The sequence below is a fragment of the Caballeronia sp. DA-9 genome (assembly GCF_051615025.1).
Taxonomy (GTDB): Bacteria; Pseudomonadota; Gammaproteobacteria; order Burkholderiales; family Burkholderiaceae; genus Caballeronia; species Caballeronia sordidicola.
The window spans coordinates 731657-746655 of record NZ_CP195131.1 but is presented as its reverse complement, the minus strand read 5'-3'; the positions used below and the strand labels follow the sequence as shown (position 1 = coordinate 746655).

Annotated in this window: 14 protein-coding genes; 7 read left to right on the top strand and 7 right to left on the bottom strand. The window is 60.0% G+C overall.

What is annotated here, in order from left to right:
• The first annotated feature begins 293 nt into the window (after nt 1-293).
• On the top strand, nt 294-1100 hold the full coding sequence (locus ACRWA7_RS03415) for a substrate-binding periplasmic protein (RefSeq protein WP_438390067.1): 807 nt from the start codon (nt 294-296) through the stop codon (nt 1098-1100).
• The gene (locus ACRWA7_RS03410) at nt 1097-4228 is read left to right on the top strand and encodes a bifunctional diguanylate cyclase/phosphodiesterase (protein ID WP_438390066.1); all 3132 of its coding nucleotides are present in this window, start codon (nt 1097-1099) and stop codon (nt 4226-4228) included. Before ACRWA7_RS03415 ends, ACRWA7_RS03410 begins: the two co-directional genes overlap by 4 nt.
• Nucleotides 4229-4240: 12 nt before the next feature.
• Here the strand turns inward: ACRWA7_RS03410 and ACRWA7_RS03405 are convergent, their stop codons facing one another.
• On the bottom strand, nt 4241-5143 hold the full coding sequence (locus ACRWA7_RS03405) for an aspartyl/asparaginyl beta-hydroxylase domain-containing protein (protein WP_438390065.1): 903 nt from the start codon (nt 5141-5143) through the stop codon (nt 4241-4243).
• Nucleotides 5144-5380: 237 nt separating this feature from the next.
• Here ACRWA7_RS03405 and ACRWA7_RS03400 point away from each other — a divergent pair, with 237 nt between their 5' ends.
• Both ACRWA7_RS03400 and ACRWA7_RS03395 read left to right on the top strand, forming a co-directional pair.
• Nucleotides 5381-6775 (top strand): aspartate aminotransferase family protein, encoded by a 1395-nt coding sequence (locus tag ACRWA7_RS03400; protein ID WP_438390064.1) that lies wholly within the window; start codon nt 5381-5383, stop codon nt 6773-6775.
• Between the two features lie 62 nt (nt 6776-6837).
• A complete protein-coding gene (locus ACRWA7_RS03395; RefSeq protein ID WP_438391042.1) occupies nt 6838-7335 on the top strand; it encodes an Lrp/AsnC family transcriptional regulator in 498 nt (165 codons plus the stop codon).
• A gap of 21 nt (nt 7336-7356) precedes the next feature.
• On the opposite strand, the gene ACRWA7_RS03390 is transcribed toward ACRWA7_RS03395, so the two are convergent.
• The gene (locus ACRWA7_RS03390; protein ID WP_438390063.1) at nt 7357-8274 is read right to left on the bottom strand and encodes a LysR substrate-binding domain-containing protein; all 918 of its coding nucleotides are present in this window, start codon (nt 8272-8274) and stop codon (nt 7357-7359) included.
• A 166-nt stretch (nt 8275-8440) separates the two neighbouring features.
• Here ACRWA7_RS03390 and ACRWA7_RS03385 point away from each other — a divergent pair, with 166 nt between their 5' ends.
• The 3 genes from ACRWA7_RS03385 (at nt 8441) to ACRWA7_RS03375 (ending at nt 10450) form a co-directional block, all read left to right on the top strand.
• On the top strand, nt 8441-9523 hold the full coding sequence (locus tag ACRWA7_RS03385; RefSeq protein WP_438390062.1) for a tartrate dehydrogenase: 1083 nt from the start codon (nt 8441-8443) through the stop codon (nt 9521-9523).
• Nucleotides 9524-9703: 180 nt separating this feature from the next.
• Nucleotides 9704-9916, top strand: coding sequence for a DUF2934 domain-containing protein (locus tag ACRWA7_RS03380; protein WP_060858706.1), 213 nt, complete (start codon nt 9704-9706; stop codon nt 9914-9916).
• A gap of 336 nt (nt 9917-10252) precedes the next feature.
• Entirely contained in the window at nt 10253-10450 is a 198-nt protein-coding gene (locus ACRWA7_RS03375) for a hypothetical protein (RefSeq protein ID WP_060858707.1), read from the top strand.
• A gap of 27 nt (nt 10451-10477) precedes the next feature.
• Here ACRWA7_RS03375 and argE read toward each other — a convergent pair whose 3' ends face one another.
• The 5 genes from argE to ACRWA7_RS03350 are packed head-to-tail and all read right to left on the bottom strand — an operon-like array spanning nt 10478 to nt 14850.
• A complete protein-coding gene (gene argE, locus ACRWA7_RS03370; protein WP_438390061.1) occupies nt 10478-11668 on the bottom strand; it encodes an acetylornithine deacetylase in 1191 nt (396 codons plus the stop codon).
• Between the two features lie 3 nt (nt 11669-11671).
• Complete coding sequence (locus ACRWA7_RS03365) at nt 11672-12343, bottom strand: DUF1028 domain-containing protein (RefSeq protein WP_438390060.1); 672 nt, start codon at nt 12341-12343, stop codon at nt 11672-11674.
• A gap of 11 nt (nt 12344-12354) precedes the next feature.
• Complete coding sequence (locus tag ACRWA7_RS03360; protein ID WP_438390059.1) at nt 12355-12768, bottom strand: RidA family protein; 414 nt, start codon at nt 12766-12768, stop codon at nt 12355-12357.
• Nucleotides 12769-12775: 7 nt separating this feature from the next.
• Nucleotides 12776-14260 carry a 4-hydroxyphenylacetate 3-hydroxylase family protein gene (locus ACRWA7_RS03355; RefSeq protein ID WP_438390058.1) on the bottom strand — a complete coding sequence of 495 codons (1485 nt, stop codon included), beginning with the start codon at nt 14258-14260 and terminating at the stop codon, nt 12776-12778.
• A 44-nt stretch (nt 14261-14304) separates the two neighbouring features.
• Nucleotides 14305-14850: a flavin reductase family protein gene (locus ACRWA7_RS03350; RefSeq protein WP_438390057.1), complete on the bottom strand. Its 546-nt coding sequence runs from the start codon at nt 14848-14850 to the stop codon at nt 14305-14307.
• Nucleotides 14851-14999 lie beyond the last annotated feature (149 nt).

Genomic DNA, 14999 nt, shown 5'->3' with positions numbered 1-14999 from the left:
CGCTTTCCTTCAAGGCAATGCCCTTAATCATCGTCTTTTCACGCCTGAAATCAGGTGCTTCCAATTAAAGACATCCATTCATTCAAGCCTGCTCAAATTAAATAATTACTCGAACTGAGCGGCGTCAGACGTTAGTGCCATCGATTTGCGAATAAACTCTCGGCTGCCTGTATGGCATGCTATTGGCAAATCTACTAAACGAACGCTTAAAAAATTCAGCTAAACAAAGACGTATGTGCGTGAGCCTCATTGAGCCGCCGCGCTCTTAATCAACTCGCCAGAATGGAGACACAGTGATCAGACATGGTCTTGGCGGCTTGCTGCTTATGCTGTGCTGCTTGATCTTGACCATGAGCGGCGCGGTGGCGGCCGGTCCCGACTGCTCACGGCCATTTACGCTCGCTTTGCACGATCACGGCCTGCTTTATTCCGCGGATACCGACACGGGTATCGACAAGGATTTCGCCGACGAACTCATTCGCCGCAGCGGTTGTAAAGTCAATGTGAGCCTGATGTCGCGCGCGCGTATCTGGCAATTGATCGAATCCGGCGCGCTCGATTTCAGTTTGTCGGGCATTGCCAATGCCGAGCGCGATCGCTTTGCATCGTTTGCGTGGTATTTCAGCGATAAATATTATCTGCTGGTGCGAAAAGATTCCGGCATGCACAGGCTCGCGGATTTTGAACGCAGCGACCAGTTTCAGTTGGGCGTGATTCGCAGCTTTCGCTATAGCGATTCGGCGAACAAACTCGTCGATACACTCGCCGCCGAAAATCGCGTGAGTCAGGCCGGGGGCCTGGAACCGTTGTACGAAGCGCTGATCAACCGCCGCATCCAGGGCATGATCATGGAGCCCTTCGATTATCCGGCACTCGAAGAAAAGCGTATTCGCGACGTCACGACTGTTATTGAATTCAATGATCCGGCCGTGCCGCATGGTCTGATCATGTCGAAGAAAGCGCTCTCGCCCGAAGAGCAGGCGAAATGGCGCGCGCTCGTGAACCAGATGCGCGCGGACGGCACCGTGCGGCGCATCTTTCTCAAGTACTTCAAGCCCGACCTCGCCAACGCGATGGTTAATTTCAAGGCGCCGCAATGAACTGGGCGCGCCGCTGGGCTCGTGTCGGCCTGATCCCGCTCGTGATCCCGTTGCTGATCCTCTGCGCGGCGCTGAGCGTCACCTGGGCGGTGTGGGATCATGAACGCCAGGCTTCCCGGCGTGAGTTGCTCTCGCAGTTCGACTTCTCGCTCGGCGACGCCGTCAGCCGTGTCGAACAGCGCATGGCCGCCTACGAACAGATGCTGCGCGGCGTGCAGGGACTGTTCGCCGCGGTCGACAATGTTGGCCGCGACAACATCCACGACTACGTCGCCGCGCTCAATCTCGATGCGAACTTCTCCGGCATCCAGGCCATAGGCTTCGTCAAATGGGTATCGGCGGCGCAGAAGGACGCGCATGTCGCGAACATGGTCTCGCAAGGGTTCAATCACTATGCAATCCAGCCGCCGGGCATGCGCGACGACTACGCGCCGATCATCCAGCGCGAACCGAACGTTGGCGCCAACCGCCGCGCGCCGCTCGGCTTCGACGCCTGGACCGACCCCACGCGCCGGCTGGCCATGGAAAAGGCGCGCGATTCGGGCATGGCGGTGATATCGGGCAAGGTCAGGCTCGCGGTCGACGACGGTCCCGATCCCCAACCCGGTTTCATCATGTACGTACCGGTCTATACCCGCGGCGAACCGCAAGACAATGTTGCCGCGCGCCGCGCGCATCTCGCGGGCTGGGTGTATGCATCGTTTCGCATGCACGATGTGATCGCAAGTCTCTATGGCGAACGGCCGCGCGGCCTGTCGCTCGCCATCTATGACGGCGTCGAGCCCACGGCCTCCGCCCTGCTTTATCGTTCGTCGAATGCCGGTAAAAGGCCGGCGCGAGAAATGCTTTCCGCCAGCGAATATCTCGTGGTCGCGGGCCATGACTGGACGCTTTCGCTCACCACACTGGACGGCTTCAAGGCGGGCTTCGGCCGCAACGCGCAATGGCTCATCGCGCTCACCGGCACGGGCTTGAGCGTGATGCTCGCCTTGCTCGCGTGGTTGCTGGTGACAGGACGCGGCCGCGCCATGCGTCTCGCGTCCACCATGACGCGCGAATTGCGCGAGAGCGAGGAGAAGTTCCGCGCCATCGCCGATTGCACGGTCAACTGGGAAGTCTGGTGGGGACCGGACGGCAAGCCGCGCTGGATCAATCCGTCCGTCAGGCAGTACACCGGATACACCGTTGAAGAATGCATGGCAATGCCCGACTTCGCCGGCACGCTGATTCATCCGGAAGACATGCCGCGGGTCGCGCCGGAGTTCAAAAAAGGGCTGCAGGGATATCGTGGAGACGACCTCGAATTCCGCTGCGTGCGCAAGGACGGCTCGATTGTGTGGCTATCGGTGTCGTGGGTGCCAATCACCGACGCCAAAGGCGTTCTCGCGGGTTTTCGCACGAGCGGGCGCGACATCACCGAGCGCAAGCAGGCCGAGTCGGAACTGCGCATTGCCGCGGTCGCCTTCGATTCGCTGGAAGGCATGATCGTGACCGACGCCAACACGCGGATCCTGCGCGTCAACTCGGCGTTTATAGAATGCACCGGGTATAGCGCCGAGGAACTCGTCGGCAACACGCCCCGCATGCTTCAGTCCGGCCGCCACGACGCCGCCTTCTTCCGCCAGATGTGGGATTCGATCAACCGCGAGGGCGGCTGGCAAGGCGAGATATGGGATCGCCGCAAGAATGGCGAGGTGTATCCGAAGTGGCTCAGCATCTCGGCCGTGACGGGCGCCGACGGCGTGGTCAGCCACTATGTGGGCGCGCATCACGACATTACCGAGAGCAAGATCGCGGAGGAACGCATTCGCGAACTCGCTTTCTTCGACGCCCTCACCCGCCTTCCCAACCGCACGCTGCTGATCGACCGCCTGACACAGGCCATTGCGCTCAGTGCGCAGAAAAAGACCTGCGGTGCGCTGCTTTTCATCGACCTCGATCACTTCAAGACACTCAACGACACCCTTGGCCACGACAAGGGCGACGTGCTGCTGCAACAGGCGGCGGGACGGCTCGCCGCGAGCGTGGGCGAAAGCGATACGGTTGCGCGCGTGGGCGGCGACGAATTCGTCGTGGTGCTTGGAAGCCTGCACGAAAACCCGCAGGAGGCAGCGAACCAGACCGAGATCGTCGGCGAGCGGATTCTCGCCGTCCTTGGCAATCCTTACCATCTAGACGATGTCGAATATCGCAGCACGGCGAGCATTGGAGCGACCGTGTTCACGGGACATCAGACGGCCATCGACGAACTGCTGAAGCAGGCCGACCTCGCCATGTACAAATCGAAGGAGCGCGGCCGCAACGCAATGTGTTTCTTCGATCCCGCCATGCAGACTGCCGTGGTGGAACGCGTGGCGCTGGAAGCAGGATTGCGCCGCGCGATTGAAGACGACCAGTTCGTGCTGCACTACCAGGCGCAGGTGCTCGATGACAACCGCGTGGTCGGGGCGGAAGCGCTGGTGCGCTGGCAGCATCCGGAGAGCGGCATTGTGGCCCCGGCCGATTTCATTCCGCTCGCCGAGGAAACCGGCCTGATTCTGGCGCTCGGTAACTGGGTGCTGGAGACCGCCTGCGCGCAATTGGCGCGCTGGATGGAACAGCCTGAAATGGCGCACCTGAGCATGGCCGTCAATGTCAGCGCGCAGCAGTTCCGCCAGCCGGACTTCGTGGACCGCGTGCTGGCGGTCATCCGCAAGACGGGCGCGAATCCTGCCCGGTTGAAGCTGGAACTCACCGAAAGCCTCCTGGTGGACAACATGCAGGACATCGTCCAGAAGATGTGGACGCTCAAGGCAAAAGGCGTGGTGTTCTCACTCGACGACTTCGGCGTTGGCTATTCTTCGCTGTCTTACCTGAAGCGCCTGCCGCTGGATCAATTGAAGATAGATGAATCGTTCGTGCGCGACGTGCTTGTCGATCCAAACGATGCCGCCATTGCACGGACCATTGTGGCGCTTGCACAGAGTCTCGGACTTGGCGTGATTGCGGAAGGCGTGGAAACCGCGGCGCAACGCGATTTCCTGGCAAGCGTCGGATGCCATGCGTACCAGGGCTTTTATTTCTCGCGGCCCATGAGCGTTGAAGGCTTCGAAGCGTTCGTGCGCAAGGACGACGCGGTGCCGGCCTGACGCGCCTCCTGGCTACAGCGCGTAGAACACAATGAACGCAACCGAGCCGAACAGCACCCACTTGACCACGTAATAGGTGGGCCTGTGCCATGCCTTTAGACGCTTTCCCACGCGCCGCACGGCATAGATGTATTTGAATCCGCGATTCAATGCGCCCGTCCGGTCGCCTTCGTCGTTCGGCGAGGTCGCCGCGCGCAGCAAGACTTTTGCGAAAGCGCGATTGAGCGCGGCGGCCCAGGCGAAGCGCATCGGACGTTCTATGTCGCAGAACAGTACGATCCGCGAGACGTCTGTTTCGTTCTTGGCGTAGTGAATATAGGTCTCGTCGAAAAGAACTGCTTCGCCGTCGCGCCAGTAATACTTGCGTCCGTCGACATCGATATAACAGCCCGGATCATTCGGGGTCACCAGTCCCAGGTGATAGCGGACCGATCCGGCGTATGGATCACGATGCCGGACCAGGCTCGCACCCGGCGGAAGCTGCGCGAACATGGCCGCCTTCACGGTGGGAATCTGCTGTAGCAATCCCGTGGTAAACGGACAGAGCGCAGCGGCCGACGGATGCGGTGCGTCGTACCATTTCAGATAAAAACGCCGCCAGCCTGTCTTGAAGAACGAGTTGAAGCCGATGTCGTTGAAGCCGTTCGCCGCGGCGATCTTCTCGGCTGCATCGACGGCCAGTGCTTCATCGCGAATCCGAGCCCAGTTGGCCCGCAACGGCTCGAGTTCGGAGAACGTGCCGCTCTCTATATAAGGCGCGGATTTCAACGGCGAGAACAGATAACACAGGCAGTTGACGGGCGCCATGAAGGTCGAATGATCCGATAATTGCCGCCAGAAGCCGAACCGCACGTCGCCGCGCCTGAACACATACGCAGCGCTGCCAACAAACCATAGCAGGACGAACCAGCGCATTTTTACCCCCTTGCCTGTCGAAAAAGCCAGACTTAAGCGGATTTGTAAGATTCGATCGGTGATGCAAATGTAAATCCTGATTTCGCTGAATGCAATAACGCCGGCAGCACAAAATGCTGCGCACGCCCTGCAAAACGAGGTGCTTGCGCGGTTCAGGCATGAATTAACGCATCGGAAAAAATGGCGCCTTCAATACCATTGAGAGATCGATCACCCACGAACCGCCGAGAGAATTTCATGTCGATCCAATCGCTCATTGAAGCCGACCGCAAGCATCTGATTCACCCGGTCATCAACTACCGCGCGCATGAAGCGCGTGGCGTCACCGTGCTCGAATCGGCGACCGGCGCCTTTCTGCGCGACGCCAGCGGCATCGAATTGCTCGACGCCTTTTCCGGCCTCTGGTGTGTGAACGTCGGGTACGGACAGGCCAGCATCGTGAAGGCCGCCGCCGAACAAATGGCGCGCCTGCCCTACGCAACCAGCTACTTTCACTTCGGCAACGCGCCTGCTATCGAACTTGCCGAGCAGCTCGTGGCCCGGTCTCCCGCTTCGCTGCAGCATGTGTATTTCACGCTCGGCGGCTCTGACGCGGTCGACTCGGCGCTGCGCTTCATCACGCATTACTTCAACGCCACGGGCAGGCCGGCGAAGAAGCACATCATTGCACTCGAACGCGGCTATCACGGGTCGTCGGCGGTGGGATCGGGACTTACCGCGCTGCCGGTGTTCCATCGCAACTTCGACGTGCCGTTGCCCAATCAGCATCATGTGCCCTCGCCCTACGCATACCGCAACACGTTTGCCGACGACGCCGCGCTGATCGCCGCGTCGGTCAGCGCGCTCGAAGCGAAAGTCGCGGCACTGGGCGCTGAAAACGTCGCCGCATTTTTCTGTGAACCGGTGCAGGGATCGGGCGGCGTGATCGTGCCGCCACCCGGCTGGCTCAAGGCAATGCGCGAAGCCTGCCGCAAGCTGGACATCCTGTTCGTTGCCGACGAAGTCATCACGGGGTTCGGGCGCACAGGCCCGCTGTTCGCCTGCGAGGGCGAAGACGTTCAACCGGACCTGATGACGGTCGCCAAGGGCCTGACGGCGGGTTATGCGCCGATGGGCGCGGTCCTCATGTCCGACGCCGTCTATCAAGGCATAGCCGACGGCGATCCGGTCGCGAGCGTGGGTCACGGCCACACGTATTCGGCGCATCCGGTCAGCGCGGCGATTGGCCTGGAAGTCATGCGGCTGTATCACGAAGGCGGCCTGCTTGCGAACGGCGTGGCGCACGCGCCGCGTTTTGCGCGCGGCCTCGACGCGTTGCTCGCGCATCCGCTCGTTGGCGATTCGCGCCATCGCGGTTTGCTGGGCGCGCTCGAACTTGTCGCCGATAAAGACAGCAAGCGGGGCTTCGATGCATCGCTGAAACTGCCGGACCGGATCGCGGCGGCCGCGTACAAGAACCGCCTTGTGTTCCGTGCGTTCGGCGACAACATCCTGGGCTTTGCGCCGGCCTTGAGCTACACGGCGGCGGAGTTCGACCTGCTGTTCGAGCGCCTCGCAAAAACGCTCGACGACGTGCTCGCCGAACCCGAAGTCCGCGCGGCGCTGCGGGTAAAAGGCGGCGTGGCCGCGTGATAAGATCGTCGGGCACATTCCACATGTCCCAACGATCCCAGTCACCGGAACACGCCCCGACAATGAGCAGCGACGGCAAGCTCGACCGCATAGACCTGCGCATTCTTTCGCAGTTGCAAAAGAAAGGCCGCATCACCAATGTCGAGCTTGCCGACACCGTCGGACTCTCACCGAGCCCGTGCCTGATTCGCGTGAAACGGCTTGAAAAAGCGGGCTATATAGTCGGGTATGGCGCGCAGATCGAGCTTGAAAAACTGGGCGACGTGCAGATCGTGTTCACGGAAGTCACGCTCTCGGATCATCGGCGGGAGGATTTCATCAAGTTCGTCGCCGCGATCAAGGACGTGGACGAGATCGTGGAATGCCACCTGGCGAGCGGCGGTTACGACTACCTGCTCAAGTTCGTGACGCGCAGCGTGAGCCACTATCAAGGCATTATCGAAGGCTTGCTCGAACGCAATATCGGCATTGAGAAATACTTCAGTTTTGTCATCATCAAATCGCCGGTCATGAAGCGCCATTACCCGCTGGAAAGCCTGTTTTCTCCCGGTCAGGGTTGAAGCTGGCCTGACGCTTTTCTCTCAGCGCGGTGGAGCGCTCCATTGGGCGAACTCCTCGGCAAGAAAGTCCACGCACACCCTCACCTTCGCCGATGCCGCCAGCCGCGCCGGATACACCGCCCAGACATTAGCGGGCTGCGTAACGTCGGGGAGGATCTGCACGAGTTGCCCTCCTTCCAGCAACGGCTGGACGTCCCATAACGAACGCAGCACGATTCCTCGGCCGGCCAGCGCCCATTGCACGGCCACCTCGCCGTGATTGGTCGAAAGCGGCCCCGTCACCTTGATCGACACGGCTTCGCCGCGAACATGCAGACGCCATAAACCAAACGGATGATCCCGCTCCTTGATCGCGAGGCACGCATGGATAGTCAGGTCGGCGAGCTGTTTCGGCGCGCCGTGGCGCTCGAGATACTCGGGCGACGCACATAACACGCGATGGTTCGATGCCAGCCGCCTCGCGATGAGATGCGAAGCGATTTCGTCGCCAATACGGATATCCAGGTCGAAGCCTTCGCCCGCGACATCGACGAGCCGGTCGAACAAATCGAGCCTTACGCTGAGCTGCGGATGGTGGTCGGAAAGACGCGCGAGCGCCGGCGCCACGATATGCCGGCCAAAGCCAAAACTGCTCGATATGCGCAGCGTCCCGCGTGGAATGCGCCGCGTAGTGGACACGTCCTCGACAAGCTGATCGACGTCATCAAGGATCTTTTCGGCCCATGCATAGACGCGTTCCCCGGCCTCAGTGATCGCCACCCGGCGCGTGGATCGATGCAACAAGCGCGTACCCAGATCGCTTTCCAGCACGCCGACTCTTTTGCTCACATAAGCCGCCGATACCGACAGCGCCTCCGCCGCCGCGCTAAAGCTGGACTTGCGGGCGACCATGCAAAACACACGCAGGTCGTCGAGATTCGGGGAAAGCGGTGTTTTCATTATTCACGCTTCGTGCAGAGTGGCTTAACCGAAAAGCCGATTCTAAGCCGTACACGGCGCAATAGAATAGTTGCATATCAATCGCACGGAATTCGCTTCCGGCCGCAAAATCCCAAAGCGAACGCTACCCTCAACTGGTCCACATCAAACCCGGAGACATTCCCTCATGACCAAAACCTACAAGATCGCAGTCATACCCGGCGACGGTATCGGCACGGAAGTCATGCCCGAAGCCTTGCGTGTACTCGACGCCGCCACCAAACGCTTCGGCATTGCAATCGAATACCGGCATATTGAATGGGCAAGCTGCGCCTATTATCAGCAGCACGGCCAGATGATGCCGGACGACTGGAAGGCTCAACTGCAGGACGCCGACGCCATTCTTTTTGGCGCTGTCGGCTGGCCCGACACCGTGCCCGACCACATCTCGCTATGGGGTTCGCTGCTGAAATTCCGGCGCGAATTCGATCAATACATCAATCTGCGCCCGGCGCGCCTGTTCGAAGGCGTGCCTTCGCCGCTCGCGAACCGCAAGGCTGGCGACATCGATTTCTGGATCGTCCGTGAAAACACCGAGGGCGAATATTCGTCGGTTGGCGGCGTGATGTTCGAAGGCACGGATCGCGAATTCGTACTGCAGGAGTCCGTCTTTACGCGTCATGGCAGCGAACGGGTATTGAAGTTCGCGTTCGATCTCGCGCAGCGCCGCGAGAAGAAAAAGATCACGGTCGCCACCAAGAGCAACGGCATTGCGATCAGCATGCCGTGGTGGGATAACCGCGCCGCCGAAGTGGCCGCGCTTTATCCCGAGGTGAAGTGGGACAAGCAGCACATCGACATCCTGTGCGCGCGTTTCGTCCTGAATCCGGATCGCTTCGACGTGGTCGTGGCGACCAATCTTTTCGGCGATATTCTTTCCGACCTCGGCCCGGCCTGCACGGGCACGATCGGCCTCGCGCCCTCGGGCAACCTGAATCCGGATCGCAAGTTTCCGTCGCTGTTCGAGCCGGTGCACGGTTCGGCGCCGGATATCTCGGGCAAGAATATCGCCAATCCAGTCGCCATGATCTGGTCCGCCGCGATGATGCTCGAATTCCTCGGCGACGCCAAAGGCCCGGAACGCGATGCGCACGACGCGATTCTTGCGGCGATTGAAGCAACGCTCAGGGAAGGTCCGCGCACCGGCGACCTTGGCGGCAAGGCAAGCACAACGGAAGTCGGCGAGGCGATCGCGGCGCGGCTGGCTTGAGCATCGAGGCGCCGAGGCACGTTGAATGACCTTAAGGCGCGCGGTACAACGCGCGCCTTTTTTCCGTTGACGTCCAGACATTCTGACAGTGTCACGGAAATTGCTGCCTCGTACGCAGGCTCAAAGGAGCCCGAAACGATCGCGCCTTGCGATCAGTGTTCAACCTCGACGGGGCAAATCATGGATGTCCAATTGTCAGAAGAGCAGATTCGCACGCTTGCGTTCCATCTTTGGGAACAGGACGGCAGCCCGGAAGGACGGGCCGACGAGTATTGGGAAAAAGCGCGCCAGCAATTGTCATCGGGAAGTCTTTCCGAGAACGCCGCTGACGACAAGGAAACAGGTTTTGGCGAAGAGCCGGACACAACGTCCGATCGCCCGCTAGCGGAATAGGTTCAACGGTCGTAGCGGATTTCGGTCATGAACCACGTTTTGCATCGCGCGCACCGCCGCATCGCTTTTCACGTGGTCGATCAATTCAAGACTTCAGCTCATGAATGCACGGCAGCCGCATTCAATAAAACACGCAAATAGTGTTGCCACAAACATACGCTCTTACCGCAAAGCCCCAGCCAGAAGGCTGCGGCGCAGACGTATTGGTAACAGTACCTATGTCAGGAAGCCTTCGGTTGGCGCTTACTGAAAGCACACCCGCCAGATCATGATTCAGCGGGATTAGTGAGTGAACAAGCAATTGTTTTCGCCATAACAACTGAAGTGGTGTCCAACATGAACACGTTTAATCATCTCAACGCCAAGTCTTCGACGTTCGCCGGCAGCCGTAGCAAGGTATCCAAAGCAGGAGCCAAGGTAGAAAAGCAGCAGTCCTCGTATGTGTCGATGCTTCAGGCGCCCATGACCGTTCTTGCCTGCAACGTATCGGACCGCGCCGACGTCACGGCCGTGGCCATTCTCGGATATAACTGACACCGCCAGGCCGCGCGTCAATTGCGCTCAGGCGTCATTCGCTGTAATCATCTCCGGCAAACTCGTCGAGAGTTTGCCGAGAAAACTCAGGCACCGGGACAACTGTTCAAGTCCGACGTATTCATCGGCCTTGTGTCCCTGCTCGATGGAACCCGGTCCGCATACGACCGTTGGAATGCCTATCGACTGAAACAGGCCGCCCTCGGTGCCGAACGCAAGCGTGCGAACGTCCTCGCGTTCAGCCGCCGCGCACGCCAGGTCGCGCAGCCAGCTAGCCGCGGCCTGATCCGACAGCGCCGGATAATCCACCAGTTGTTCCCAATCGATACCACTTTGCTCGAACGTTTCGCGCATGGTTTCGACCAGTTCGGTATCGGCATACTGCGCGATGGCTTTCACAATGGCATCTGCATTATCGGCGGGCAGATTGCGGATTTCGAATTCCACTTGCGCATGATCGGGGATCACATTCAACGCGATGCCTCCATTCAGGCGTCCCGTATGAATGGTCGTGTACGGCGGATCGAAGTCGTGGTCGAGCGTTGTTTGCTGCATCAGGCCCCGCTGCGTACGACGCAGGAACGTGACGAGTTCCGCCGCGAAATCCACCGCATTCACACCGAGATGCGTCAGCGCCGAATGTCCGGCAAGACCTTTCACACAGCATCGGTAGGCCTTCTTGCCCTTGTGCGCCACCGCGACCTGCATGCTGGTCGGCTCGCCGATAATGCACGCGAGCGGCTTCACCGGCGCTGCCGCCAGTTCGCGCAACAAGCCACGCACGCCACGGCAGCCGACTTCCTCGTCGTAGCTGAACGCGAGATGAATGGGCACTTGCTTGCAGGTCGCAACGAAGTGCGGCACGCTCGCGAGCACCGCCGCAATGAACCCCTTCATATCCGCCGTGCCACGCCCGAACACGCGGTCGCCGCCGCGTGTCATTTCGAACGGCGGCACGGTCCAGGGCTGACCGGCGGCAGGCACGACATCGGTGTGGCCCGACAAACACAAACCTGCCCTGTCCTTCGGGCCGATGGTCGCATAGAGATTCGCCTTGCGGCCGGTTTCATCGAATACGAGGGACGATTCGACGCCGTGCTGCTTGAGATACTGCTGGATATATTCGATCAGTTCGAGATTCGATTCCGAACTGCGGGTATCGAAGGCGATCAGGTTGTTCAGCAGATCGAGCGTGCTGTCGAGCAAAGCGTGCGTCATTGACTAGAGATCTCCGGGTACTCCATACGAGGGTGCCTGCTCGGGGCGTTTCGCGCGGATTGCGTAGTCGTTCATCTGCGGTTCGTAGCGCTGCCAGAGCGCACGCAAGTCCACGATGGGTTGATCGGACCAGTCCACGCGCAACTCCGCGAGCGGCCAGACCTCTCTTCCATACACGCAGAATCCCGCGGAATGCACGGGCCCAGCTTCACCGCCCGCCGCCGCGCCCGCTTCGAGCGCGACGAGCAGACGCTCGGCCAGCGTGCTCGCATGCGCCGCTTCGAAGGCTTCGACCATGGCGGCCGGTATGCCGTCATGCGCCAGCAGATTGCCCGCCGCAACGCAGTCGCGCCCCGGTTTCGTCGCGATTATACCCAGCCCTTTTTCCCCCGTCGCGGCGCCGCACGAGCCGTCCGCATCGAGTACCACAAGCTGGCGCCACTCCGCATAAGGCCGGCCATGCCGCAACTGCTGCAAGGTGCTTTCCGCGCCAAAGCCTTGTGCGAGCAACTGCAAACCCAGCACGCCAAGACGCGGGTCGGTCACGTTCTGACTGAGCACGACACCATGCGGACTCGCCCATAAACAACGGCTGGGCACCGCGATGCTCGAACTGCACACAATGCCGCCGACCATGCCTGTACGCTCGCATCGGCCCGCCAGTGAAAAGGTCATGCGTATCTCCTCTAGCTATTTGGAATGACGGCGATCACGTCGATCTCGACAAGCCACTCGGGCCGCGCGAGCGCTGAAACTACAATACCCGTCGATACCGGATAGACGCCTTTCAACCATTTTCCGACCACCGTGTACACCGCCTCCCGATACCGCACATCGACGAGATAGATGGTGATCTTGCAGATATCTTCCAGCTTGCTTCCAGCCTCGCCAAGCAGCATCGCGATATTGGCCATCGCTTTTTCGGCTTGCGCGCCGACGTCGCCAACGCCCACCGATTCGCGCGTCTCCAGATCCTGGCCGATCTGGCCGCGCAGATAAACCGTGCCGTTGGCGACCACCGCCTGACACAAGTCGTTATCGAGCTTCTGCTCGGGATAGGTTTCACGCGTGTTGAACTTGCGGATACGGGTATGGCTCATGGACACCTCACACAACGCGCTTGAGCCGCGGCTCCGCGCTGGATTGATCGACACGGTCAGACAGGTTCGCGGCTTTCTTCACGTAGCCAAGCGTGCTGTCGAAGTCGAAGTTGCGGAACACCGCGCCGAGGTGCGCGAACGGCGGCGACTGCGCAAACAGCTGGAACGTGAGCCGGTGCCCGGCGTAGTCCGAATTCAGCAGGTCACGCGCGAAGGCAAGCAGCTTCCGGCGATCGTCGGAGACCCAGTTGTCGTTGACTGTGTAGAACTTGTCGAGCCAGCCGCTGATCTCCGGGTTCGCGAACGACGCCGAATCCGGCGTCACGCAAATCTGGCCGCCGCAGAGTTCGCGTGCAAGATGCATCATCTCGTGAAGACGCGAACAGGCTTGCACGCGGCCCGTATATAGCAGCGATTGATTGGGCATCATCAGGCCTGCGGGACTGCGTTCGCCGCATGCAATCGACGCCGTCAGATGTGCATTGATGGTCTCGCGATACACGGCGAGCGTCGACAGTTTTTCCTGCACCGCCTGCTGTTTTTCGAGTCCGGTTTGCCGCGCGTTGAACAACGCCGCGCCGATCATCAGGTCCGCGAGCCGCAGGTTGCGCTGGACAAACGCGAACGCGCTATACCGATGCAACGTGGAGCGGATAAACGTGGCCGCTTTCGTGTGCTGATAAAACAGCACGTCTTCCCAGGGGATCAGCACGTTGTCGAAAATCAGCAGTGTGTCGACTTCATCGCAACGATTCGACAGCGGATAATCCTCCGCATTCGCGCGGCCCGCAAAGCCTGTACGACAAATAAACTTGAGTCCCGGCGCCGACATGTTGACGACAAACCCCACCGCATAGTCGGAAAGTTTTGCGTCACCCCAGTTCGCGATGGTCGGCTTCACGAACGCCTGGTTCGCATACGCCGCAGCCGTTTCATACTTCGCACCCCGAACCACAATGCCCGCATCAGTCTCTTTCACCACATGCAGCAGCATGTCGGGATCCTGCTCCTGAGGCGGCTTTGAGCGGTCCCCCTTCGGATCGGTATTGGCCGAGACATGGAACGGATCTTCATGCAGCGCGCGATGGATGTGCCGCTCAATGTTCTCGGCAAAACGCGGATCGACTTCGTTGAGCACATCCTTGCCATCGTACAGCGACCACATCTCGCCGATGGTTTCATCGCCAACACGGGTTGCGATTCCGCCGATATCGTCGAGCACCGTATCGACGGCGAGGCGCTTGTCGTGCCAGTCCTGCTGCGTATAGGGCAGCTTCAGGCCGACCGCGTTGCGCTCGCCTGTCTTTTCATCGACATAGCTCATCACGTCCTGCGTCGCCTTCTCATGCGCCATGTCATAAATGCGCGCGCGGATATCCACGATCGGCTTGAACATGGGATGCGTGGTCACGTCTTTCACGCGTTCGCCATTGATCCAGACCTGTCGTCCGTCGCGAATGGAGTCGCGATATTGCTCGCCTGTTCTGATCATTGCTGTGCCTCGATCCGTTGGGAAATAGCGTGTTTTAAACTCGCCTAGAAAGCCAGGAACCGGCCATAGTCGCGCTTGCAGTAAAGCAAAGGCATATGTGCCGCGGCCGCGCGCTTGATGGCGGCGACTTCGCCAAAAAACACCGTGTGCGTGCCAATGGTCTGCCGCGCGACAAGCCTGCATTCGATTGCCGCAACCGCGCCATCGATAAGCGGCACGTCCAGCATTCCGGCCGTCACCGTGCAGCATGAAAAGTCGAAAGGTCTGGCAGTGGCCGAGCGTCCGGCGAAAGTGTCGGCAATGCCCCGCTGCGCCACGTTGAGCAGGTTGACCGCGAACACGCCGTTCGCCGCGATCGCAGCGTTGGCGGGGCTGCGTGTATTGATGCACACCAGCAACGTGGGTGGATCCGCGCAAACCGAACTGCAGGCGCTGACAGTCACCCCGAAACGTTCGTTGCCAGCGCCCGTTGTCACTACATGAACCGACGTGGAATTGGACGCCATCGAATCGAGAAATGCGGCGCGCAAATCGTGATCCAACTCGTGCGCTGCTTCCATCAAGGCATTGTCTCGTTGCTCTGTTTGCATACCGCCCCTCGCGTTTGCACTGATCTTTCGCAAAATCTACGCTCAGGCTGCGCATCCGAAAAACATATTTCAAAAATGCAAATCATTGGTTTTGGCTATGCAAGCTTATTTATGTCCACGCACAATAGGCTCGATACAAGATCGGGGCG

Coding starts and splice junctions, on each gene's coding strand:
- ACRWA7_RS03410 (WP_438390066.1), top strand. CDS start 1,097: ATGAACTGGGCGCGCCGCTGGGCTCGTGTCGGCCTGATCCCGCTCGTG.
- ACRWA7_RS03405 (WP_438390065.1), bottom strand. CDS start 5,143: ATGCGCTGGTTCGTCCTGCTATGGTTTGTTGGCAGCGCTGCGTATGTG.
- ACRWA7_RS03400 (WP_438390064.1), top strand. CDS start 5,381: ATGTCGATCCAATCGCTCATTGAAGCCGACCGCAAGCATCTGATTCAC.
- ACRWA7_RS03395 (WP_438391042.1), top strand. CDS start 6,838: ATGAGCAGCGACGGCAAGCTCGACCGCATAGACCTGCGCATTCTTTCG.
- ACRWA7_RS03390 (WP_438390063.1), bottom strand. CDS start 8,274: ATGAAAACACCGCTTTCCCCGAATCTCGACGACCTGCGTGTGTTTTGC.
- ACRWA7_RS03385 (WP_438390062.1), top strand. CDS start 8,441: ATGACCAAAACCTACAAGATCGCAGTCATACCCGGCGACGGTATCGGC.
- ACRWA7_RS03380 (WP_060858706.1), top strand. CDS start 9,704: ATGGATGTCCAATTGTCAGAAGAGCAGATTCGCACGCTTGCGTTCCAT.
- ACRWA7_RS03375 (WP_060858707.1), top strand. CDS start 10,253: ATGAACACGTTTAATCATCTCAACGCCAAGTCTTCGACGTTCGCCGGC.
- argE (WP_438390061.1), bottom strand. CDS start 11,668: ATGACGCACGCTTTGCTCGACAGCACGCTCGATCTGCTGAACAACCTG.
- ACRWA7_RS03365 (WP_438390060.1), bottom strand. CDS start 12,343: ATGACCTTTTCACTGGCGGGCCGATGCGAGCGTACAGGCATGGTCGGC.
- ACRWA7_RS03360 (WP_438390059.1), bottom strand. CDS start 12,768: ATGAGCCATACCCGTATCCGCAAGTTCAACACGCGTGAAACCTATCCC.
- ACRWA7_RS03355 (WP_438390058.1), bottom strand. CDS start 14,260: ATGATCAGAACAGGCGAGCAATATCGCGACTCCATTCGCGACGGACGA.
- ACRWA7_RS03350 (WP_438390057.1), bottom strand. CDS start 14,850: ATGCAAACAGAGCAACGAGACAATGCCTTGATGGAAGCAGCGCACGAG.